15 protein-coding genes are annotated in these 22384 nt (G+C 54.3%); 4 read left to right on the plus strand and 11 right to left on the minus strand.

The window, feature by feature from the left end; genetic code table 11:
• Window position 1: 1 nt before the first annotated feature.
• From K1558_RS16950 to K1558_RS16980, 7 genes are all read right to left on the minus strand, one after another.
• Complete coding sequence (locus K1558_RS16950; RefSeq protein WP_238652829.1) at window positions 2–2305, minus strand: AAA family ATPase; 2304 nt, start codon at window positions 2303–2305, stop codon at window positions 2–4.
• 218 nt (window positions 2306–2523) lie between these two features.
• Window positions 2524–2991, minus strand: a complete 468-nt coding sequence (locus K1558_RS16955) for a DUF6985 domain-containing protein (protein WP_238652830.1) — start codon at window positions 2989–2991, stop codon at window positions 2524–2526.
• Window positions 2992–3006: 15 nt separating this feature from the next.
• The gene (locus K1558_RS16960) at window positions 3007–7176 is read right to left on the minus strand and encodes an HNH endonuclease (protein WP_238652831.1); all 4170 of its coding nucleotides are present in this window, start codon (window positions 7174–7176) and stop codon (window positions 3007–3009) included.
• Between the two features lie 427 nt (window positions 7177–7603).
• A complete protein-coding gene (locus K1558_RS16965) occupies window positions 7604–8398 on the minus strand; it encodes a DUF1906 domain-containing protein (protein WP_238652832.1) in 795 nt (264 codons plus the stop codon).
• A gap of 45 nt (window positions 8399–8443) precedes the next feature.
• Complete coding sequence (locus K1558_RS16970; protein WP_238652833.1) at window positions 8444–8710, minus strand: hemolysin XhlA family protein; 267 nt, start codon at window positions 8708–8710, stop codon at window positions 8444–8446.
• Window positions 8711–8825: 115 nt separating this feature from the next.
• Complete coding sequence (locus tag K1558_RS16975; protein WP_238652834.1) at window positions 8826–16094, minus strand: HYR domain-containing protein; 7269 nt, start codon at window positions 16092–16094, stop codon at window positions 8826–8828.
• 92 nt (window positions 16095–16186) lie between these two features.
• Window positions 16187–16591: a hypothetical protein gene (locus K1558_RS16980; protein WP_238652835.1), complete on the minus strand. Its 405-nt coding sequence runs from the start codon at window positions 16589–16591 to the stop codon at window positions 16187–16189.
• Window positions 16592–16773: 182 nt separating this feature from the next.
• Here K1558_RS16980 and K1558_RS16985 point away from each other — a divergent pair, with 182 nt between their 5' ends.
• Together K1558_RS16985 and K1558_RS16990 are read left to right on the plus strand one after the other, a co-directional pair.
• Complete coding sequence (locus K1558_RS16985; protein ID WP_238652836.1) at window positions 16774–17208, plus strand: sigma-70 RNA polymerase sigma factor region 4 domain-containing protein; 435 nt, start codon at window positions 16774–16776, stop codon at window positions 17206–17208.
• 29 nt (window positions 17209–17237) lie between these two features.
• Window positions 17238–17366: a hypothetical protein gene (locus K1558_RS16990; protein WP_238652837.1), complete on the plus strand. Its 129-nt coding sequence runs from the start codon at window positions 17238–17240 to the stop codon at window positions 17364–17366.
• A 211-nt stretch (window positions 17367–17577) separates the two neighbouring features.
• Here K1558_RS16990 and K1558_RS16995 read toward each other — a convergent pair whose 3' ends face one another.
• The 3 genes from K1558_RS16995 to K1558_RS17005 form a co-directional block, all read right to left on the minus strand.
• On the minus strand, window positions 17578–17937 hold the full coding sequence (locus K1558_RS16995) for a hypothetical protein (RefSeq protein WP_238652838.1): 360 nt from the start codon (window positions 17935–17937) through the stop codon (window positions 17578–17580).
• 396 nt (window positions 17938–18333) lie between these two features.
• Window positions 18334–18894: a hypothetical protein gene (locus K1558_RS17000; protein ID WP_238652839.1), complete on the minus strand. Its 561-nt coding sequence runs from the start codon at window positions 18892–18894 to the stop codon at window positions 18334–18336.
• Between the two features lie 86 nt (window positions 18895–18980).
• A complete protein-coding gene (locus K1558_RS17005) occupies window positions 18981–19205 on the minus strand; it encodes a hypothetical protein (protein ID WP_238652840.1) in 225 nt (74 codons plus the stop codon).
• Between the two features lie 136 nt (window positions 19206–19341).
• On the opposite strand from K1558_RS17005, the gene K1558_RS17010 reads away from it, so the two are divergent.
• Window positions 19342–19875, plus strand: coding sequence for a GNAT family N-acetyltransferase (locus tag K1558_RS17010; RefSeq protein ID WP_238652841.1), 534 nt, complete (start codon window positions 19342–19344; stop codon window positions 19873–19875).
• Window position 19876: 1 nt separating this feature from the next.
• Here the strand turns inward: K1558_RS17010 and K1558_RS17015 are convergent, their stop codons facing one another.
• Window positions 19877–21460, minus strand: a complete 1584-nt coding sequence (locus tag K1558_RS17015) for a PucR family transcriptional regulator (RefSeq protein WP_238652842.1) — start codon at window positions 21458–21460, stop codon at window positions 19877–19879.
• A 132-nt stretch (window positions 21461–21592) separates the two neighbouring features.
• Between K1558_RS17015 and K1558_RS17020 the strand changes: the two genes are divergently transcribed.
• Complete coding sequence (locus tag K1558_RS17020; RefSeq protein ID WP_238652843.1) at window positions 21593–22378, plus strand: acetoacetate decarboxylase family protein; 786 nt, start codon at window positions 21593–21595, stop codon at window positions 22376–22378.
• The last annotated feature ends 6 nt before the right edge of the window (window positions 22379–22384 follow it).

The following is a 22384-nucleotide window of genomic DNA, read 5'->3' on the forward strand; positions in this document are numbered from 1 at the left end:
CTTATTTCACCTCAATCAGTGTGTGATAGGGCGCGTAATCCGACTGCAGGAAGGTCCGGCCCAACTTGAGATATTCTCTTTTGGCGGCCAGCATAATCTGCTTCATCCCGATCGGACAGCCCTCATGCGCCGCATAAAAAGCCGCATTCAAGGCAATGTTCTTGATGTTCCCCCCGGCCAGCATGAACTTCTCCGCCATGAAGTCATAATCGATTCCCGGATCAAGCGGCGCGCCCGCCGGGAACATCCCCCGCCAGATCAGCTCGCGCTGCGGCTTCTCCGGGAACGGGAACTCCAGCTTGAAGTGCAGCCGGCGCGCAAAGGCATCATCCAGATTCTGATTCAGATTGGTTGCCAGAATGACAATCCCCGTGTACTCCTCCATCTTCTGCAGCAGATAGCTGATCTCGACGTTGGCATACCGGTCATGGGCATCCTTGACCTCGGAGCGCTTGCCGAACAAGGCATCTGCTTCATCGAAGAAGAGAATGGCGTTCGAGGTCTCCGCCTCGTCAAATATCCGCGACAGATTCTTCTCCGTCTCCCCGACGTATTTGCTCACAATCTGCGAGACATCGATCTTGTAGAGCTCCAGGCTCAGCTCTGTCGCAATGACTTCGGCCGCCATCGTCTTCCCCGAGCCCGGCGGGCCGGAGAACAGGATGTTGAGCCCTCTGCCGAGGGAGAGCCGTCCTGCAAAGCCCCACTCGCCATAGACCAGCGCCCGGTACTTCACCTGGCGGCAGATTTCCTTAAGCTGGTTCAGCTGCTCATCGGGGAGCACCAGCAGGTCCCAGGTATACATGGCGTGGATCTTCGCGGCCAGCGTCTGGATTCTGCGGCTGGACTGGAAGTAACAGGCCTCGTAGAGATCGCTTGCGCTAATCTCTCCCTCCGGAGAACCCCGCCACATTGCGAGGTTCTCCCCTCCATTCAGCGCTCCCCGGATCTGGCTGGCGGTGAAGCGGAAGCTGCCGCTGAGCTCCTCCAGATTGACCTCCGGTGACAGCCAATATTCCTGGCTGAAATCTGACCAGATCGTCTTACGGGCGGCCGCATCCGGGAAGGGCAGATCGAGCTGCATGAATTGCAGCGGCAGCCCGGTTAAGCTGATCCCCCACGGCGCCTCTCCAAGGATGAACGTCAGCGGCGCACAGGCCGCCAGCATCTCCATCAGCAGCCGGAGCTGCAGGCTGTAGCGGTCATCTCCGGTGAAGAGGCTGTCGAAGCCGGTGAAGAGCAGCGCTGTCTGCGCAAGCCTCGCGTGCCGCCCAAGCAGCCTCAGCCGCCCGCTGAACTCTGTCTCCGGGTGCAGCAGCTTCGCGGCATCCACGGTCAGCAGAGAATAGCCCAGCTGGCCGCAGACCCTGCGGATGCCGCTGCGCTTCACAGCCTCGTCCGGGCCGCTGCAATAGAGCAGGCTGCCGGGGCAGCGCGCTCCGCCGCTGCTGTAATGCTGCACGAACCGGAGCAGCTTCTGTTCCAGCTCCAGCGGGAAGCCGGCCTGCGCCGGAAGCGGCACCAGGCAGAGCTCTGCCGTCTCCCGCAGACGCTCGTCCAGCACCTCGTAGCCGAGCAGCAGGCTTACCGCCCAGTCCTCCAGCTTCAGCGGCCGGGCCAGCAGGGGGCTCAGGCTGTCGCCGTATTCCCCCCGCCGCTCCAGCAGCTTCATCAGCGGCGCATCTCCCTCGAACAGCAGGCGGGCCGCCAGCTGTTCCTCCGCTGTCCCGGCGAACAAATCCAGCACCAGCTCCACCGAAGGACGCCTGTCCGACATGTCGTTCTGCAGGTACGCATAGATGCGCCCGTACTTGGAGTCCAGCTCCGGCGCCAGGCAGGCCACCAGGATGCTTAGCTCAAGCCCTGACAGACTGAGTCTGGCAGCCACATGCGGGAGCATCAGGCGGGGAGCGGTGTCACCGGACTGCCCCGAGGTTGCTTCTTGGCTGGCCTTCAGCCGGCCGGCGATCCGTTGCTCCAGATGACTTATTTCCGATGTTAGCTGATTTATTGTATGCTCATTCCCGGAACCGTCATCCAGCAATTCGTGGATCTCACTGTCCAGCAGGGCCAGCTCGGGAGAACCCGGCGGAGCCTCCAGCAGTCTGAGCTGCAGCCGAAGCTGCAACTTCTGCAGCTCCTCGGCCAGATGCTCTTGGTTCGAGCTATACGGCAGTGCAAGGCCTGCTTCGGGGACTGAAGCAGGAGTGATTGCTTGTAGAGCAGGTGCTTCGTCCCGCTCAACAGCAGTATCAGCTTCCGCAGCCCCCTGACGAAAGGTTTTGGCCAATCTTTTGAATTTCATCGGCAGTTTCGTTCCTCACTCTATATTTTCTTGCTCATCTATAAAGTAAGTTTTGGGCGGGGGAATACAACTGGGGGAGAGGTCAAACTTTGAAATAAATCATATTAACAGAAAAAGGGCGCATTATGGGAATTTCCCACAATACACCCTTTTTCATCATAGATATTGGTACCCTTTATGAATTCTCAAAATAAACCATTTTTTTAAAATGTTGGAGATTAAATTGCCACATCCTGATAACCGACTTTTAAAACTTGTTCATTAACTAGTCGAATACCTAAACCATTCTCGTTATCCCAAGTGCAATCGAACGTAATCCCTATATCTCTGCCTTCATTAATATCCGGGAACGGAATAGTTATTCCTGTCAAAGATATATGGTTTAATAATTGATCAGACGTTGAAATTAACGGATAGCGTTCATTAACTTCCACATCATAACCAAGCTCATGTCTCTTCTGAACATAATATTTTAAAATAACATCTATGAAACTAGGCTGCAACTCCCCCCAATGTTGCATTAATGAACTATATGATTCGTATTGCGCTTCATCAATTTCTTCATCTTCTTCTCCATCAATCATTATTGATATCTCATATTCCTTACCAAAAAAATCAATAGTCGTATCCTTGGTCCAACCAAATTCATAGTTCAGTTCACCAAAAACCTCATCGTCTATTATCATTACACAGCCTCCTCTTTATTTATGAGCAAATCCACCAAACTCAAACGCTCCCGCATTTATTTCTCCTACTCCTCCTAGGTGTCCAAATGTATCATTGATCTCAGTAGGAACGAGCTGTAGAGTTTTTACATCATTTAGCTCATGCCAAGTCAAACCGTTTCTAGTTCGATATTTTGATACATCCGCTCTCTTAATCGACCCAGCTTTCATTCCAAATTGACGTGCCAATTCAGGGGAGGCATTAAGCTGATCAACTAATTTCAAATCCGCTTGGGCAAAATTAATTCGTCGAGCTTTTTTACCCATATCCCCTACTCCCCCTAACATATGCTCTACTTCCACCTGAGCTTTAGCAACAGGGGAGAAGTCAGGAACCGAGTTTTTGTAATCGATTCCCTTAACTCCAGCATCACCTAGTATTTGTTTTAATTTTGGATCTGCGGGTTGCTTAAGAGTAGCCAATGATTCACCTCTAGTTGCCTCAAAGCTAACTTTTACATTCTTGTTACCAGGTGTTTGATGTAATCTATCTTGATAAGAACTAGCAAACTCTGTCTGTTTGAATGCCGGAGGAACATCAGTAACAGGCAACTTAATACTATCAAAATCAATCTTACCATCTGGTTTGGCGACTGCTCTATTATAAATATCAATTCTCTCAGATGGTTTCAGACTCTTAATCTTATCCAGTTCAGCCTGAGTACTGATCCCTGCTTTTCTTCCATCCAGACTATCAACTTCTTGAATCGTTCCATCAGCCAACAGCACCCAAGGATTAACCTCGCCATACAGACGGATATGCTTGCCCTTGCGCTCCAGCTTGAATTTCTTGAACTTGAATTTCTGCAGAATCCGGTCCAGCAGGCCCCGGAGCTTTTTGGCCCCCTTCATGAGCCCCTTTTGCAGGCTCTTAATCACGATTTTACCGTTGCGTATGATCATGCTGCCGCTCTTGGAGGCCAGCTTGGCTCCGGATTTCAGCAGGCTCTTGATGCCTTTGGCTCCCGCGCCTACAGCCTTTTTCACACCGCCGGCTGCCGCGCCGACGCCTTTCTTGACAGCTTGTCCGGCTTTCTTCACGCCGGCCCCGATGGCCTTGAAGCCAACTGCCATCGCCAGCTCAACCAGTCCCATCGCCAGTGCAGCGGCGAGCGCTATCGCGGCAGGCTCAATCATCTTCTGCCAGCCCTGGCTCAGGTAGGTCCCGATGTAGCCGGCGGCTTGTGCCAGGCTCTGTGCGACAGACACAATCGCCTGGGCCTGCATCACAACCGTGATGATATTAAGGATCGGGGGAATGAGAACCGTAACGGCCCCGCCCGTGGCGACAAAAGCAACGCCAGCCACAACCAATACTCCCGCGATGCCTGCAATAATCTGTAAACCATGGGCCTTCATCCATTTTATTACATATGATTTAATTTGGTCAAACAGCATTTTCGCATTGTTCGCGCGCAGCTTGGCACCGTCTGCTATTTTGCCGCCAAGGCTCTGCTTCGCTGCTCCGGTGTCGAATTCGGCCATAATGCTGTCCATCGTGGCCGGGTCATGGCTGCCGGACATTTCCTTCGTTTCTCCGTCCTTGAGATTGGCTTCCTGCACCAGTGCCGGGTCCATTTCGCCCTGCTCCACCGACTCCATCTCAATGTCCTCGGCGCTCAGCTTTTCGTTCGCAGCTGCACCAGCACCAGTTCCCTCCGCCTGCTCTACTTCTCCGCCTTCCGCAGCTCCGCCGCCCATCGGCTTCGAAATATCTACACCCAGCAGATACTCCCACATCTTGCCTTCCAGATGGCTGAAGGAACGCTTCGCCGCCTGGCCGAGTGCCCCGATCCGGGACATCACATCCAGGAAGGTGGCAATCAGCAGACTACCTAGGGTGGAGATCAGCTTGGAATAGAAGTTCTGTACCGCGGCTAGCGCCTGATCTACCTTGGCGGCCAGGAAATCCATGACCTGTGTGACTTTGGTCTTCAGCTTCTGGGCCATCTGGTTCACGGCCTGGACGGCCTTGTTGACCACACTGTCGATCTTGCTGCAGATTTTGGCGGCAATGCCGGGGAATTTGGCAAAGACCACGGACACCAGCTTCTTCAGCAGTGCGCCTAAGCCCTTGATCAGGGTGGTGATCAGCCGGCGGCCCAGCTCGATAATGCCGAGTATCACCTGCTTGGCTTTCTCAAAAATAAATTTGACCGCTTTCCGCAGCCCCTCGAAGATGAAATTGACCGCTTTCTTGACCAGATTCACCACGGCTTCGAGCTTATCCTTCACCCAGCCGAGGAAGCCCCCCTTCTTCTCTTCCTTGGCCTTCTCCTCCTCATGCTTGCTGTCCGCTTCCTTCTTGGCCTTGCTGTAGGCCTGGGTCGCCTCCCGTTCCGCTTCGGATTGCTTCTTCTGCGCTTCCCGCTCTTTGTCGGTGCGGACGGTGTTAATCTCCTTCTTCTTCTGCTGGGAGGCGGCTCCGGCCTGCTGCGCATAATCCGCTTCGGCGGTGTCCAGCTCCTTCTTCCATTCGCCCCGCAGCTGGGTGACCTCTGCTTTGGCCCCGGCCTGCTGGCTGAGCTGCTTGTTCCTGGCGTCTGTCTCCGCCTGCCGGATCTGCGCCTGGCTGTCCGCTTTGGAGCTTAGTACTTTGCTGTCGAACTTCGCTTGCTCCTTCTTGTATTCCGCCTGCTTGGTGCCCAGCTGCTTCTTCATCTCCGGGGCCAGGCTGCGGTTCAGCCCGGCGGTCATCTCCGCCGGCAGCGCCAGAGCCGGCAGCTTCTTCGCCCCGGGCGCTTGACCGCCCTTCAGTCCGGCCGAAGCTTTCACCACCGTACCGTCCGGTTCGGGATAGATGTCATTCTCGCCCCAAGGCTGCTGGATCTGGCCCAGCTCCGCCTGCTTGGCTGCGCCCACCTCCCGGGAGGCCTCCTGGCCCATGCCGTCCATCTGCGCAGGATCGGCCTCACCGGTCATGCTGATGCCGGGCGGCTGGGCGGCGGCGGAGCGGATCTCGCTCATGATTGCCTCGGGATTGCCGCCCGAACCGGCAGAGCTAATGTTCATCCGATTCAGGTGCCCCGGATCGGCTGCCCCGCCGGTGCGCTCACTCTTGAAGCCTTCCTTCACCGTGTGCTTTAGTCCTGCCGGCTTCCTCCGGGCTTGCAGTACCTTTCCCTTCAGCCCGGTGGGAACGGGAACCGCAGGCAGCCCTTGCTTAGCCTTCTGGTTCTGCTTCGCGAACGCTCCGGCCGAAACATTCACCGCCTGGGCATAGGCGTCGCCCAGCTCCGTGGGCTGCACCTGGGTCAGCTGATCCAGAATCTGCCCCGGGTCTTCACCGCTGATCTTCACTGCCTTACCCTTCGCCGGCTTCTCCTTCCCGCCGCCGGCCAAGGCGCCAAGCGCAGCTCCCAGCGAGGGCTCCTTGGCCGCCTTCTTCGGAGTCCCGGCTCCTTGGGCCTCAGCGGGTGCCTTCCCTTGCCCCGGTGCGTCGTCTCCCGTCCCGGATGCCTCTGACTTCTTGGCCTCTCGGGCAGGTGTAGCTTCAGCGACCTGCTCTTCCCTGGCTTCGTCCTTCGCTTCTTCTTCAGTTGAAGCGGCCTTTACAGTCTCTCCAGCTCTTTGGGCTGCCGGTCTCGCCGCTGCTTGCAGGGCAACAGCAGGCTTCGCTGCCGCCTTCGGCTGGACAGTCGCCACGCTCCTCTTAACAGCGGCTCCCGGACCGGAAGAGGTGCCTTCATCCGCCGAAGACTTAGCCGGTGTAACAGCCGCAGAGGCAGGCTCTGCCGGGACCTCTGGCTCTTCCTTATGCTGCATCTTAGCCGGAACGCCGGCTTGCTGGTCTTCGGCCTGCACCGGCTCCGGTGAATCCGCTTTGGCTTCAGTCTTAGCATCAACCGGCCCTTCCTGGCCTGGTACGGCCGCTTGGGTCCCGGCATCAGCCTCCTCTTTCTCCTTGCCATCCTTTTTCAGACTGGCTAAGAGTTGAACAACAGCCCGGTTGCCCAATGTGCGCTGGAGCGCCAGCTTGTCTTCCCGGCTTAAGGAAGCCGGATTCTGCCGGACGCGCCGGATAATTTCAACCGGGTCCGGCTGCTTCATTGCGGCCGGACGCACGAATACCGGCGGATTGCTGTGCGGCTTACGGCCTCCGGAGGTTTTGTCCTTTTCCTTGCTTACAGTTGCTTGAGTCTGCAAATGGAGTCCCCCTCTGTACAAAATCGATCCTATAGATAAAGTAAAATCCATAGCGATTTTTACAGCCGAAGGTGCAAATAATTCTATTTTAGAATTTTTGTTAAATAATTGTACGACCGGTCACAGCATTCCGGTACGGCAAAGAAGGGGCTGTCCCAAAAGTGACAGCCCCTTCTTTGTGAAAATTATGTATGTGAAAAACAGCATACATTTGCTGATGCGCAAGCATGTAGCCTGAATATATGTGAAAAACAGCATACATTTGCTTACGCGCAGGTAATATCATCGGCGGGAACAACGTTCTGTTGCGAAGCGTCCCCCTCCCCAAGTGCTCACGCTGAATCTGATCCAGCAGAAAGAGCTATCCCCAGCAGCCGTTTCATGGCTTCTGGGACAGCTCCTCTGATCTGCGTATGAACTGAACGGCTTAACGGTTCAGCGTCACTTTTTGCCCGGATGCCAGACGCAGTTCATTCGCCAGCCGGTGGAATTCCTTGCCCGACTCGGCATTGCCCGCAGCCATATAAGCAGCTTGAAGAAAAGCGATCATCTTGTCCGCATCCTCTTTCTTCAGCATATAGTCCTTCCCCTCTCCATTAGCATTACCTGGCTCAGGCGCAGCCGCCGACAACGTATTCCACCAGCCCGCCTCTCCGCTTGACAGGTTGAGATCCACATTCACGCCGTGGATGGGCTGTCCCAATCCCTTCGGGCCGTTGTCATATTGATAAATATGAATCCCCTCTGCTTTTCGGCCCTTACTCCAGGCATAGGTCTGCCAGAAGCCGGTACAGGCCCTTGCAGCCATCGCGGCCTCAATGACAGCTATGCCGCCGTAGACTCCCGACTGGTAATTCCGGGCTGCTTCACCCGCTGCGCTGATATATTGAATTACGGTATCCATCTGCTTCGCGGATGCATCGAAATCTACCGCGAAGTAGATCCGGCTTCCTGCGGGCTGTCCAACCGCTAATGCTGTCTGTGCAGCGATCGCCCCATCCGTCAGCCCGGCGGTCCGTCCTCCCAGCGCCCGGCTGGCGGTTGTTTCATACACTGAGACAATCTGCAGCCCGGCGGAGCTAATCGCTTCCGCTTCAGCCTGGGTTAACCTTTTCCAGCCAGACGGTACCAGGTAACGGCATACGAATTCGTAGCCATCCTCACGAAATTTCCTGGCCACTGCCCGTGTCAGCGGTGTTGCACAATCGAAGCCTTTTGCCATTCCACCCTCTCCTTTCCCCTTGTATCCCTGCTCTAACTCTTGCAACTACCCCATTAATATCTTCATCAGCAGACCTGCTGCGGCAATACACATCCCCGCGCTGCTAATGATAGTTCCTACCAGCCAGCGCTGATTCTCCCCTTGCCTAAGCTTCAATCTGGACAGCTCATCGCGCATCTCATCCATCCGCAGATGGGCGGATTTGCTGCTCTGCATCGCCTCCAGCGCAATATCCCTTGCACTGTTCATGATGTCAAGCTTGGTCTCTACACGGGTCAACCGTTGAAGGATTTCATTCATGTCGTCTGGCATATTGTACCCCCGGAATGAAGCTGGTTGAACTCTGGCTTGCATTTGCCGGCTCCAGGCTGCAGCGGTTCGTCCATAAGCAGCCTGGAAGCGGGCATATAGCTAGAACTTGTCTGGTTTACGGCTCCTGCCCGGCAATCAGATTGCCTGACGAGTAGACCGTAATTTTGCTCGTATCAGTGTAACCTGTTGCTGAAGCATTGAAGGAATAGTCATTCAGCTGATAATAATTAGAGAAGTCTGACTTCCAGAACCGGCACTGGATTTCTACCGTTTCACCCGGCTTCAGACTGCCTGCTCCACTGGTGAAGCCGATTTCCAGATAATAATCACTGCCGGTCTTGGCGGCTGTTTTCTGGAAGCTTCCGGTGACATAAGGCTGTATAACCCTCATGCCGGAGCCGGCTACTTTGGCATAATCCGTGTAGAAACTCTGGTATTTCTCCCCGTCAATGGTGTAGTAATATCTGAGCTTGATACTGGAGAGCTGAATGGTTGTTTTGCTTGTATTCTCAAAGGTAATTCTCGGGAAAATCGTATTCGTGCTACTGCTTCTGCTGGCGTTAAAAGACTGAACCTTAAACGTCTGATTAACGGTCACATACTGCACTCCTGTGGTGACATTGCCGTTGCTGTCGGTTGCGGTCCAGGTGACTGCCGTTTTGCCTAACGGGAAGCCGTCAGCAGGAGCATCGTTCTTCACTGTAACTCCGAAAATATCGCTGGCCTGCGCTTGGCCCAGATTCACATTCGTTTTCGCTCCTGTTGCGGGAACAGAAACGTCGGCAGGAACCTTCAGCACCGGCTTCGTCGTATCTACCACCGTAATCTTTTGCACCCCTGTGATTACATTGCCGTTCTCGTCAGTGGCGGTCCAGGTCACTTCAGTTACGCCTAACCCATAGGCTTCTGGAGCGTTACTCTTCACTGTCACCTTGAAAATATCCGTCGCTGTTGCTTCGCCGATCTCCACTGGAGTTTTCAGCGCCGTCGCTTCCACCGTCTTGTCGGCAGGCAGCTTCAGCACCGGCTTGGTGGTATCTACCACCGTAATCTTCTGCACACCTGTGATCACATTTCCGTTCTCGTCGGTGGCCGTCCAGACTACTTCAGTCACACCCAGCTCGTAAGCTTCTGGAGCGTTACTCTTCACCGTCACCTTGAAAATATCCGTCGCTGTCGCCAAACCAGTCTCGACCGGAGTTTTCAGCGCTGTCGCTTCCACCGTCTTGTCGGCGGGCACCTTCAACACCGGCTTGGTGGTATCTACCACCGTAATCTTCTGCACACCTGTGATCACATTGCCGTTCTCGTCAGTGGCGGTCCAGGTCACTTCAGTTACGCCTAACCCATAGGCTTCTGGAGCGTTACTCTTCACTGTCACCTTGAAAATATCCGTCGCTGTTGCTTCGCCGATCTCCACTGGAGTTTTCAGCGCCGTCGCTTCCACCGTCTTGTCGGCAGGCAGCTTCAGCACCGGCTTGGTGGTATCTACCACCGTGATCTTCTGCACACCTGTGATCACATTGCCGTTCTCGTCAGTGGCGGTCCAGGTCACTTCAGTTACGCCTAACCCATAGGCTTCTGGAGCGTTACTCTTCACTGTCACCTTGAAAATATCCGTCGCTGTTGCTTCGCCGATCTCCACTGGAGTTTTCAGCGCCGTCGCTTCCACCGTCTTGTCGGCAGGCAGCTTCAGCACCGGCTTGGTGGTATCTACCACCGTAATCTTCTGCACACCTGTGATCACATTGCCGTTCTCATCTGTGGCGGTCCATACCACTTCAGTTAGACCTAACGCGTAGGATTCAGGAGCATTACTCTTCACGGTCACCTTGAAAATATCCGTCGCTGTCGCCAAGCCGATCTCGACCGGAGTTTTCAGCGCTGTCGCTTCCACCGTTTTGTCGGCGGGTACCTTAAGCACCGGCTTGGTGGTATCTACCACCGTAATCTTCTGCACACCTGCGATCACATTTCCGTTCTCGTCAGTGGCGGTCCAGGTCACTTCAGTTACGCCTAACCCATAGGCTTCTGGAGCGTTACTCTTCACTGTCACCTTGAAAATATCCGTCGCTGTTGCTTCGCCGATCTCCACTGGAGTTTTCAGCGCTGTCGCTTCCACCGTCTTGTCGGCAGGCAGCTTCAGCACCGGCTTGGTGGTATCTACCACTGTGATCTTCTGCACACCTGTGATCACATTGCCGTTCTCGTCAGTGGCAGTCCAGGTCACTTCAGTTACGCCCAGCTCGTAAGCTTCTGGAGCATTGCTCTTCACTGTCACCTTGAAAATATCCGTTGCTGTCGCTTCTCCGATCTCAACCGGCGTCTTCAAAGCCGTCGCTTCCACCAGCTTGTCGGCGGGCAGCTTCAGCACCGGCTTCGTCGTATCCACAATGGTCACTGTCACCACGCCAACCACGGCATTACCGCTGCTGTCTGTGGCAGTCCAGGTCACTTTAGTTACACCCAGCGGGAAAAATGCAGTAATACTGTCCTCTGAAGCGAATAGATTCTGCTCTTCCTCCCAGCCCGGAGCATCCGTTGTCAGTGTAACCGGGAAGAGGTCCAGCACTCCTGGCACTTCCAGTTCTACAGGCGTTGCCAGAGCCGTTGCTTCCCGGGTTACCTGCAGAGACCCTTTGAACTTGAGCACTGGCTGTGTGGTATCCTTCACGGTAATCCGCTGAATTCCCGCAATTTCATTTCCGTTCGCATCCTTGGCCTTCCAGGTGACTGTCGTTGTTCCTAGCGGATAATCTGCCGGAGCATCCGAGGTAAGGCTCACCGGGAAAATGTCCTCTGCCACAGCCTGCCCAATTTCAATCGGGGTCCGCACCGCTGTCGCTTCCACCGTCAGATCTTTCGGCACCGTAAGCGTTGGCTTGGTGGTATCCACCACCGTAATCTTTTGCACACCAGTACTCACATTGCCGTTCTCGTCAGTGGCGGTCCAAGTCACTTCCGTGACACCCAGCGGATAGGCTTCCAGGGCGTTGCTCTTCACTGTGACCTTGAAAATATCCGTTGCTGTCGCCAAGCCGATCTCCACCGGCGTCTTCACCGCTGTTGCTTCCACCGTCTTGTCCGTTGGCAGCTTCAACATCGGCTTGGTGGTATCCACCACCGTAATCTTTTGCACACCAGTACTCACATTGCCGTTCTCGTCAGTGGCGGTCCAAGTCACTTCCGTGACACCCAGCGGATAGGCTTCCAGGGCGTTGCTCTTCACTGTGACCTTGAAAATATCCGTGGCTGTCGCATCGCCAATCTCCACCGGAGTCTTCACTGCCGTCGCTTCCACTGTCTTATCCGCTGGCAGCTTCAGCACCGGCTTGGTGGTATCCACCACCGTAATTTTTTGCACACCTGTCGTCACATTCCCATTCTCGTCAGTGGCCGTCCAAGTCACTTCCGTGACGCCCAGCGGATAAGCTTCCAGCGCATTATTCTTCACGGTAACCTTGAAAATATCCGTTGCTGTCGCTAGGCCAATCTCCACCGGCGTCTTCACCGCTGTTGCTTCCACCGTCTTGTCCGCTGGCAGCTTCAGCACCGGCTTGGTGGTATCCACGACCTTAACCTTCTGCACCTTCGTGGACACATTGCCGTTCACATCCTTCGCTGTCCAGGTCACCTCTGTGACTCCTAAAGGGAAGGTGGCCGGAGCATCACTGGTCACTGCGATAAGATCAAAAATATCCGTAACCGCCGGAACCGGCAGCTCTACCTGTGTATCCACTCCGGTTGCTTCAGCCACAACCTCGGGCAGATCCGCAATGGCCGGTGCAGTCGTATCGGTCACAGTAACCGTCTGCGTTCCTGTGCTGATGTTCCCGTTCGCATCGGTTGCCTTCCAGGTGACAATTGTCTTGCCGAGCGGATAGCTGGCCGGAGCATTGCTGGTCACCGTGACCGGGAACAGATCGGTAGCGGTAGCCTGACCGATTTGAACCGGAGTATTCACCCCGGTAGCCTCAACGCTGATATCCTTCGGAACCGTCAGGATGGGCAGCGTGGTATCCACTACCGTCACCTTTTGCTTGGCTGTGGTGACCAGACCGTTCGCATCCTTCGCCGTCCAGGTCACCTCAGTGACACCGACCGGGTAATCCTTCGGCGCATTACTGGTTACAGTAACCGGGAAAATATCCGTAGCTGCAGCCTCTCCAATCACAACCGGAGTTCGGATAGCCGCCGCCTCAACCTTGACATCTGCCGGGAGCTGAAGTAATGGTGCCGTCGTATCCACAATTGTTACCCGCTGCGTCCCGATCGCCACATTCCCGCTCAGGTCTGTCGCCATCCAGGTCACTTTCGTTGTACCCACCGGGAAATCCTCCGGTGCGTCATTTACCAGAGTAGTCTTGAACAGGTCGAATACCACAGGCTTGCCCAGATTAACCTTCGATCTGACCGCTGTCGCCTCTACGGTAACATCCTCCGGCACCGTCAGCACCGGCTTAGTGGTGTCCACAACCTTAATCTGCTGCGTTCCGGTGGTGGCATTGCCGTGTTCATCCGTGACCGTCCAGGTCACCTTGGTCATGCCAAGCGGATAATCCGCCGGGGCATCATTCTTAACCGTTACCGGGAAGATTTCCGTGACCACCGGCTCGCCGATGTCCACCTTGGTCCGCTCTCCGGCAGCTTCAACCGTCTTGTCTCCCGGCAGTGTAACGAGCGGCTTCGTGGTATCTACAATCTTGACCGTCTGCGTCTTCTTCGTGCTGTTGCCGTTCTCATCCGTAGCCGTCCAGGTCACTATTGTAGACCCGAAGCTATAGCTGTCCGGCGCATTATTTGTAATCGTCACCTTGAATATGTCTGTCGCCGCAGCCGTCCCCAGCTCCACCGGCGTCTTCATGCCAGTCGCTTCGGCCGTGATATCCGCCGGAACGGTTAACACCGGAGCGGTCTTGTCTGTAACCGTGATCCGCTGAACAGCTTCCGAGACATTGCCATTCTCGTCTGTAGCTGTCCAGGTCACCTTGGTTGTGCCTACCGGATAATCCGCCGGCGCATCCTTAGTTAAGAGTACATCGAACAGATCGGTTGCTTCAGCTTGCCCAATGTCCACCTTCGTCCGTCTTGCTGTGGCTTCCACGGTAATATCCTCCGGAATCGTCAGGACGGGCTTGGTGGTATCGGTAATGGTGATGATCTGATCGGCTGTCGAGACATTGCCGTTCTCATCCTTCGCTGTCCAGCTCACCTTGGTCACGCCTACCGGATAATTCTCCGGCGCATTATTGGTAATATTCACCTTGAAAATATCTGTGGCCGTCGCCTTCCCCGTATCCACAGCCGTTCTCCGGCCCACCGCTTCTTTGGTAATGTTGGCCGGAACCGTCAGCACCGGCTTGGTTCTGTCTACTACAGTAACCTTCTGTGTAGCAGTAACCACATTACTGTTGGCATCCGTTGCCGTCCAGGTGACGGTAGTCGGGCCAATGGGGAATTCCTTCGGCGCATCATTCACTACAATGACCGGGAAGATGTCGGTCGCCGATGCTCCCGTGACTACCAGAGGCGTCTTCACCGCTGTAGCCTCCACTACAATATCTCCCTGGACCGTGAGCACTGGCTTCGTGGTATCCTTCACGGTGATCCGCTGCACCTTGGACGAAGTAAGCCCTACGGGGTCGATCGCTGTCCACTTCACAGTTGTTGTACCGATTGGATAATCTGCCGGGGCGTCATTCGTCAGGGTCACATCCGGGATGGAAATATCCTGGACCGTGGCCTGGCCAATATCAGCAGGTGTGCGTACCGCCTTGGCTTCCATCGTTATATCAGCCGGAACAGTAATGAGAGGAACCGTCTTGTCAATCTTCACTTCGGTCTTCTGCGCCGGCGTCAGATTGCCCGCCTGGTCAACCGCCCAGAATTCAATGGGGGTAATTCCCTCGGACGTTACTGTGAACGATGCCGAGCTGCCTGCTGCTATCTGTTCCTCTCCGTCTGCACCCAGCCTGTAGTGAATGTCCTTCACCCCGGAATGGGCATCTGAGGCTGTGAGCGAGACGGTGACATCGGTACTGTTCCAGCCCTTGTCATTGGCCTCAGGGCTGAGAATACTGGAAATGAGCGGGCCGCTCTTATCGATCTGCACCACTGCCGTCCGGGGGGCTTCCGCATTCCCGGTATGGTCCACCGCCCAATAGCTGACGGTCGTTATCCCTTCCTCCTCCAGCTCCAGTGCTGCGCTGGAACCGGGAGTCCGCACGGCCTCTTTATCACCCAGCTTGTAGTAGATTGCTTCCACTCCGGAATATGAATCCTCCGACGTGAATTGCAGGGCCGCTTTTCCCTGGCCCCAGCTCCCGGGTTCAGCGCCTGTTACTGTGACGCCGGTAACCGGAGCGCTTTTATCAATGTTAATCGGGCCAAAGGTCGCTATGGAGTAATGATTCTTGTCTTCATCACTGGTAGCCGCGCTGTCTACGGCCTTGCCGGTTGCCGTCTGCCCCGCACCTTCAGCCGTGAACTTCTGGTCCGGGGTGAGAGATTTGATCGCTGACAAAGTATCCTCAGCCGTGTAATGGACAGTCACGGAATGGCTGGTCCAGGTCCCGGCTATGTAAGGAACACCGGCGTCAGTCATCGCTGTAGCGCGGATGGAAGGCGGCGTGGTATCGATCAGATTCGACCCAACCGCCCCGACCTCCACCTTGAAGCTAACCGGTGTCAGTCCCGGCACGGTTGCCCGCACCTCCATCGTCTTGATAACCCCGGTGCTTTTGGAATAGACCTGATAGCCCTCCCCAATATAACCGGTATAGTTGTTAGCTGCAGTTGCATATCCGTTCGCATCCGTGAACACTGTAATGGCGGTGCTGTTCAGCCCGCGCATAACCGCTGTAATGGTGCTGTCCTCCGAGACGGTGAACGTAACCGGAATGCCCGCCAGCGGATTCCCCGCCGGGTCCTTGACTGCAACAACCTGCGGAAGCATGAAGCCGCGCCCGCCCGGAATGACGCCCGAGGCCTGCGTTAACCGCATCTGCTGAAGCAGCGGAGATACCGCGTCCATCGTGCCCTCTACATTCACGGCAGACAGCAGATTCAGCTGGTACGCTCCGCGGTGGATAATCACCCCAAGCGTCGGGTCCAGCTCATACACCGATTGATAGACTGACTGGTAGACTGAATCTTTGACAGTAGGTACGGTTAGACGATCCGGTACGGGAGGCTCCGTACTATATACCGCCGCATACGCCGTTCCCGCTTCCTGATCCGGCGTTCCCTCCGAAGGCCACAGCTCCGATCCGAACACAGCGCCGGGTGCCAGTACCAGAATGAGAAGTACGAGGCACAGCCATCTGGCGGTCAGACCTGCCCGCCCTTTCTGTACATGCTTCCATTTGCGTTTTGAATGTTTCATCATACATCCCCTAACTTTTGTAATAGTGAGCTTTACCTGTCCTGACGACCTGGGTCCTCCTTTACTAATCAAAGGGAACTTGAGGCCGGTTTTTACAACTGCTTGTTGCGGTTCACATAAACTTCGATTTTGGCTTCTATCCATGCCTCCAGATCATCAGTGACCAGGCTCAGCTCCTTCCTCAGTGCCTCCCCCAGGAGGATCAGCGCCTTCTCTTTGGCCATCGCCAGAGACTTCTCCATCGCGGCTGAGTCAAAACTGCCCTGCTGCTTAAGCGCCTCTACGAAGGTCTGATTCACAGCAATGACAGCCGACTCCACCGCATCCGCCGCCCGCGTCAACAGCTGGTTCACCGCTTCGTTCCCGATCCGCTGCTCCAGACCGGCAATTTCCCGTTTCAGATACGTAATTAATGACTTCGCCAGCAGCCCCAGGAGCGGAATCACCAGTGCGGTTAGAATCGTATTGATCATCTCCGCAGTCCCAACATCCTTCATCACCATCGCCTCCAAGAATGAGAATTCGACAATCTATTGCTACACTTTCTCGTAGTAAATGGTAATCAGGAGATTAATCTTACAACTTTCGCTAGAAAAATAGTAATCATGTAAATTTATGTTTTTGTCAGTTGTGGAATCTATGGAATATTTTACTTGTTATACAAGGGGAAGCGGGAGGTATGTCCGGCCTGGGGGAACAGGCGCCGCTGAACCTGTCTAATCCAGTACAACTGATCATGGGGAGGAATATAGTTATGGTTACCTGTGACGATGAGCTCGTCGAGACCTGCAGAACATTGTTGAAGCGCTCCGCATGGAGAATCCAGTACAAGACTCGCATTCAGCTGATACGCGAGAGCAAGCCGCTCTACGACAATCAAGTCTATGACAACAGCTTTGAGAGCATGGTAGTCTCGGATCTGTTCGTCGACGAACTTCTGGAGATGATTCCTTGGGACAAGTGCAGGTATATCATCAAGCGGACAGTGATTGACGGGCTGGCAGAGCATGAGGTGGCACACGAGCTGCAGATGACTCAACAGGGGGTTAGCAAATGGAAGCGCAAGGGACTGGAAGTTCTGAAGCAAGTTCTTGCCCATTCGTCGAGACTGTGAAAAAAGCACAAAAAGGAGATAAAGCATCCATGGAGGATATTCTAAGCCTGTTCTCGGTAGATATCGAATATTTATCCAAGTTCATTATGATGCCGCGGGAGGAAGCGATCCAGACTCTGAAGACCGAACTGATCAATATTGTCTATCAGGAATTGTAAAATCAAAACAGCAGTTCTATCGCGCACCGTACATATTTCATAGATTCACTACACCAAGCAGAAACGGCTTTGCCGTCCTTTTTAAGGACGGCACCCGTTTCAGCGACAAATATAAGGATAAGTTATCGTGTGCAACATATAAATTCTATATTTGCTAAAAGGGAATGCCCGGACCCGCCGGTTGCATTCCCTTACACTTCTTATTCGTAGTTCAAGCCTTGAACAGAATCACAATCTCAGTCAGCAGAATCAGCCCGGCAGCTGACACGCCTAATGAATTAATGACGGTCAGGGCATCCGGGTAGTTCTCCTTGCGGAATTGGGAGCACAGCGAGACCGTCCATAACACGCTGAAAAAAAGTCCCGTCGCTCCGCAGCCCCGCTCCGTCAGCACCTGCCTCCGCCTCCGAAAGTACCTGCCCAGACCAGCAAAGGTAAGCACCATGTAAATGATAAGCTCAGCAGATGAGATCACGATCACCTCGCCTGCAGACAACAGATGCATCATTGCATACTGAAGACTGAAACCGATAAACACCAGCATGTTAAAGGAAACCTTCGGGACACTCAAGCCGTCTTCCTCCCTTTACACCGTAGTAAACGATATCAATAGATAACGCTTACATTATAAAGGGTATTCCTTACATGTTCTGTGATATATGACGCTTCAGGCTATACAATAATATGTACTCAGGGTCTAATCAGCCAGGCCACATATTTGCTGGCTGGAGGGCGAAGTAGCCATGAGGAGCATTAAATTGTAATCGGTTTTCCGATTACATTTGGTTCGCACAGCTTGCGGGTGCCGATTGTAATCGGTTTTTCGATTACATACCTGTCCCCTCCTTTGTAAAGAGCGATTATCCATTGGCAGACGTAAATCACAATTTCCTAAATAACCAAAAAACCGGAGCTGTATGTGTAAGCAGCCCGGTTCCTCTACTACAGTATATAAAGTTCGTCCCTCTTATATCGCTTTCAGATAATCCTTCACTGCCTGAGTTTTCTTGTCTCCGTTCTTCAGCTGCAGCACCAGGAATTCATCCAATTGAGTAAGCAGCCTGCTGCCCTCAATCCTCTCCAGGCCGGCCTCAGACAAAGTATTCTCGTAAGCAATCGCCGCCTGTTCCAGCATAGCCTCTGTCTTTTGGTCGAACAGCGGGCTCTTGGGTGTGCCGTTGAACACAATCCGCCTTGCCCGTTCCAGCGCTTCTGTCATCGCCGCAGCACGGTTAGAGGTCTTATACGTCTGCACAAAATCCTCATATTGCACAGCCCGCTCTATGACTTCATACCAGTCCACCTGCAATCTTCCGCCAGCCACCATCGGCTGCTCCGACTCTGCCGCCATCAGATCGATATAGGACTGCAAATCCTTGCTGACATATGGCTTGAAGACTTTGAAGCTCTTATAGGGAATAGCGGGTACAAAGTCTTCGTCCTGCACCAGCTTGTACCCCATCCCTTCCAGATCCTGCAATACGATACGCACCTCAGCCTGTCTCACCTTGGAGCGCGCCAGCACCATAGGCATCCCCGGAGTATATATACTCTTGATATTCAGTTGAACGACAGGCGCACTTAGACGTTTGGTTGCCGTAGGCAGGTAAGCCTTCAGCGAATTTGACTAATCCGGTTGACCAGCGTAGCTTGAGCCAGGCCGAGGGAAGACGGCTTCTGCAATCTCTGTTCAAATAAGCTGAAGGCCGGTGTAGGCTTCGCTGCGGCCGCTTCGCTCTTCTGCGGGAAGGCGCTAAGAACGGTGATCCCGGTACTTGTCAATACGAGTGTGGAGGCAAGCGCTGCTGCCAGGCTTCTGGTCCATCCGGTTGGTCTCATAGGCACACCCCTTCTATGTTTATAGCATTCATTGTATTTTACCATAGATTAACAAGCGGTTCGCGGTCATAGACAGTCTGGCTGCAACCGCTGCATAATGAGCATATAAAATAATGTTCATGAACAGGAGTACATAATGAATCTATCTGAACCCTTTAACACCACACGTCTGCACTTCCGCCTACTAAATCTGACCGACACCGGTGACGTCTACAGACAATTCTCGGACCCGGACATGTGCAGATACTTCAGTGAGCCGCCCTGCGATGATACCGAAGCTATCGAGATTATTAAGCACTATGCCCAGCCTGAGGGCCAAGGCCACCACCGCTACGGGATGTTTGACCGGCAGACCGGTGCCTTCATCGGCACCTGCGGCTATCATTACTGGGACCCGGAGCTTAAGCAGGTAGAGATCGGTTATGACATCTGGAAGGACTACTGGGGACAAGGGTATATGTCAGAGGCGCTGCCAGTACTTCTTGATACATGCTTCACCCATCTTGATGCAGAATGTATCTATATCCTGACCCATCCGCAGAACGCTGCGTCCATGGCAACCGTGCGCAAGTTCGGCTTTGAAGAGTGTGCGCCGTGCAGAGCTGTTGAGGGCGAGCCTCAGGCATGTATGAAGCTAATGCGCGAACACTGGTCTCCAGGCAAAAGCTGAATCAGGTGCACCCGTGGCTCCCGCCGCCACTCAGCTTATCCAGATAATCCGTCATTTGATAGGACATATACAGACGCAGCACCTGATCAATCTGGCCCAAATCCACCCGAATCAGGTCGTCGATCTGGCGTAAACGGTAACGCAGAGTGTTGCGGTGAACAAATAGTTCATCGGCCGTTTTTTGCAGCTGCTGGTTGTTCTTCAAGTAACTATAGAGGGTATGGTACAGATCGGCATGATGCTGCTCATCGAATTCTTGCAGAACGGTAAGCGCCGGATGGCTGATCTCCCGGGAATCCTGCCGCACATATGGGGACAGCAGATCATAGAGCTGCACGTCAGCATACAGCACACGCGGCTCATCAGGCCAGACAATCCGCCCAATCTCCAGAGCCTTGAGCGCCTGCAGATAATATTTGCGGCATTCCGTGAGCAGTGTGAATTCCCGGCTGATCCCCAGGCGGATCTGATGGGTCACCAGGAATTCCCTCAAGTCAGGATCATCCCCTCTTGACCTGGACGCCTCAGCCTCCCCTTCGCAGACCCCCACCAGATGCTCACGGTAAAAGATCAGCCGCTCCTTCCCGAAATACAGGTGCAGCTGATTCCTCAGATACCCGTTGTAATTGCTTGCAGCCTGATACCCCGCCAGATCCAGCACCATTACAGACAGTCTGCCGCCGGGCAGATGCATACCGCTCCGCAGGCTCTCCTGAACTAACGCCGGTCCGTTCGCCTCCTCCTCCAGCAATCCATAGATTAACTCTTCATATCCAGCCTGGCAGGAATTCCGGTAAAAGCTGTTCTTCGCCAGCTCCGCCGCCGCCAGTTCCGCCGTAAACCCCGCCAGCTCATGATCTCTCTGCCGGATCGGGCGGATGTTGCCCAGCACAATTACATTGCCGACAGGCTTGCTGCCAATCCTGACCTTAGCAACCAGCTTGGTCACCTCGCTGCCGCTGCACTCCACCTCGTAGGCCTCCTGCGATGCTCTGCCGGTCTGCACACTCTTCATTTGGTGGACGGCGGCTATGAAATCATAGGAGCAGTAGCCTCTGTGCAGATTGTCGCTCCAGATAGGATCAGTAACTCCGCTCCAGTCAGAAGAAGCCAGAATTCTATAGCTTCCATCGATAATAATCACCGGATTACCCAGCAGCTCCGCCGCAGCCGTAACGATTGCCTCCAGACCTTTGCCGGCGACACAGGCCTGAAGCATTCTGCCCTTGGCCTGCTCCCGTCCCGCCTCTTCGAGGAACAGTGCCCGGGTCTCATTATAGAGCTCGAAGACATCCTCATCCGCCCTGAATTCCAGCCGGTTCTGTCCGCTGTACCTCCGCTGAAGCGGCCCGGAGCCTGGCTCCTGAGCGTCATTGATCAGCATCAGGCTAGCTTGCTCCACCCCTTCTGCGTGATCCGGCAATATGGACCGGCAGCCCACATAGATAAATTCAGGCGCCAGGCGCGTCAGGCTCTTCGTAATCAGCATGGTATCCGCATATGCTGCGGTTAACGCATGGTTTGACTGGATATGTACGGCTCGATTGGCAAAATGCCTGCTAATCTGTTCAAAGGTAACACTCATCGCTCTCACCTATTGCCTATTATAGTGCGCCGCGCACAAGATTCCCATTTATTTTTATATTTTCCATATATATAATCTCTGGAATGGTAGTGTTACATTAGTCCTGAACCTAAACCGCAGGAGGCGATTCAGATGAGCAGCTTTGTGAAAGATGTGAATGAGATTGCCAAGAGAATCAATACACCCACGACCTTCTATAATGCCGAGACCTTAACCGTCTATTGGGAGACCTCTCCCGAAGTGATCCGCAGGATTCTGCCCGCCCCGCTGACGCCGGGTCCAAGACCGCTTGTCCACGCATTTGTGGCCGATTATCCGCGTACCAGCTTCTGTGAGCCGTACCGGGAAGCGGCGGTCTTCGTCCTGGCATCGTACCGCGGACAACCAGGAACCTACTGCCTGTCCATGCCGATTAGCGATGATATCGCTATGGGCCTGGGGCGTGAGATCTACGGCTTCCCGAAGAAAATGGCAGACATCAGCCTGCAGAAGGAGGATCAGCATGTGGCAGGCCGTGTCTCCCGGCGGGGCGCCGAATTCTTCCGCGTGGAAGCTGCGCTTAGCGGTACAATGAATGCCGAAGATGCGGAGAGCATCATCTCTGCACATTACGGCACTGGTCTGCCTGTCTTCAATATGAAGTACTCCAAGTCCCCGGATGGCCGCGGATTCGACCTGGGACCGCTGCTGATCCGGCAGACAGCTTCAATGGATATTAGTGTGCGCAGGGCGGCAGAAGTGGAGATTCAGCTGAATGATTCTCCGCACGACCCTTGGGCTGAGCTGGAGGTTGTTCGTATGCTTGGCGGTATTTACACCATCAGCAACACCGTCCTGGAGCGCGGCGAGGTTCTGGCGGAAGCCGATCCGGTGCAGTTTCTTCCGTTTTCGAACTTGCGCTGGGACTGGTGGATCTAGAGGAGG

The organism is Paenibacillus piscarius, from assembly GCF_022234545.1.
Taxonomy (GTDB): domain Bacteria; phylum Bacillota; class Bacilli; order Paenibacillales; family Paenibacillaceae; genus Paenibacillus_AQ; species Paenibacillus_AQ piscarius.

What these genes read in the sequence shown, in the direction of transcription:
- K1558_RS16950 (WP_238652829.1), bottom strand. Translation starts at nt 2,305, where the DNA reads ATGAAATTCAAAAGATTGGCCAAAACCTTTCGTCAGGGGGCTGCGGAA.
- K1558_RS16955 (WP_238652830.1), bottom strand. Translation starts at nt 2,991, where the DNA reads ATGATAATAGACGATGAGGTTTTTGGTGAACTGAACTATGAATTTGGT.
- K1558_RS16965 (WP_238652832.1), bottom strand. Translation starts at nt 8,398, where the DNA reads ATGGCAAAAGGCTTCGATTGTGCAACACCGCTGACACGGGCAGTGGCC.
- K1558_RS16970 (WP_238652833.1), bottom strand. Translation starts at nt 8,710, where the DNA reads ATGCCAGACGACATGAATGAAATCCTTCAACGGTTGACCCGTGTAGAG.
- K1558_RS16975 (WP_238652834.1), bottom strand. Translation starts at nt 16,094, where the DNA reads ATGAAACATTCAAAACGCAAATGGAAGCATGTACAGAAAGGGCGGGCA.
- K1558_RS16980 (WP_238652835.1), bottom strand. Translation starts at nt 16,591, where the DNA reads ATGAAGGATGTTGGGACTGCGGAGATGATCAATACGATTCTAACCGCA.
- K1558_RS16985 (WP_238652836.1), top strand. Translation starts at nt 16,774, where the DNA reads ATGTCCGGCCTGGGGGAACAGGCGCCGCTGAACCTGTCTAATCCAGTA.
- K1558_RS16990 (WP_238652837.1), top strand. Translation starts at nt 17,238, where the DNA reads ATGGAGGATATTCTAAGCCTGTTCTCGGTAGATATCGAATATTTATCC.
- K1558_RS17000 (WP_238652839.1), bottom strand. Translation starts at nt 18,894, where the DNA reads ATGGTGCTGGCGCGCTCCAAGGTGAGACAGGCTGAGGTGCGTATCGTA.
- K1558_RS17005 (WP_238652840.1), bottom strand. Translation starts at nt 19,205, where the DNA reads ATGAGACCAACCGGATGGACCAGAAGCCTGGCAGCAGCGCTTGCCTCC.
- K1558_RS17010 (WP_238652841.1), top strand. Translation starts at nt 19,342, where the DNA reads ATGAATCTATCTGAACCCTTTAACACCACACGTCTGCACTTCCGCCTA.
- K1558_RS17015 (WP_238652842.1), bottom strand. Translation starts at nt 21,460, where the DNA reads ATGAGTGTTACCTTTGAACAGATTAGCAGGCATTTTGCCAATCGAGCC.
- K1558_RS17020 (WP_238652843.1), top strand. Translation starts at nt 21,593, where the DNA reads ATGAGCAGCTTTGTGAAAGATGTGAATGAGATTGCCAAGAGAATCAAT.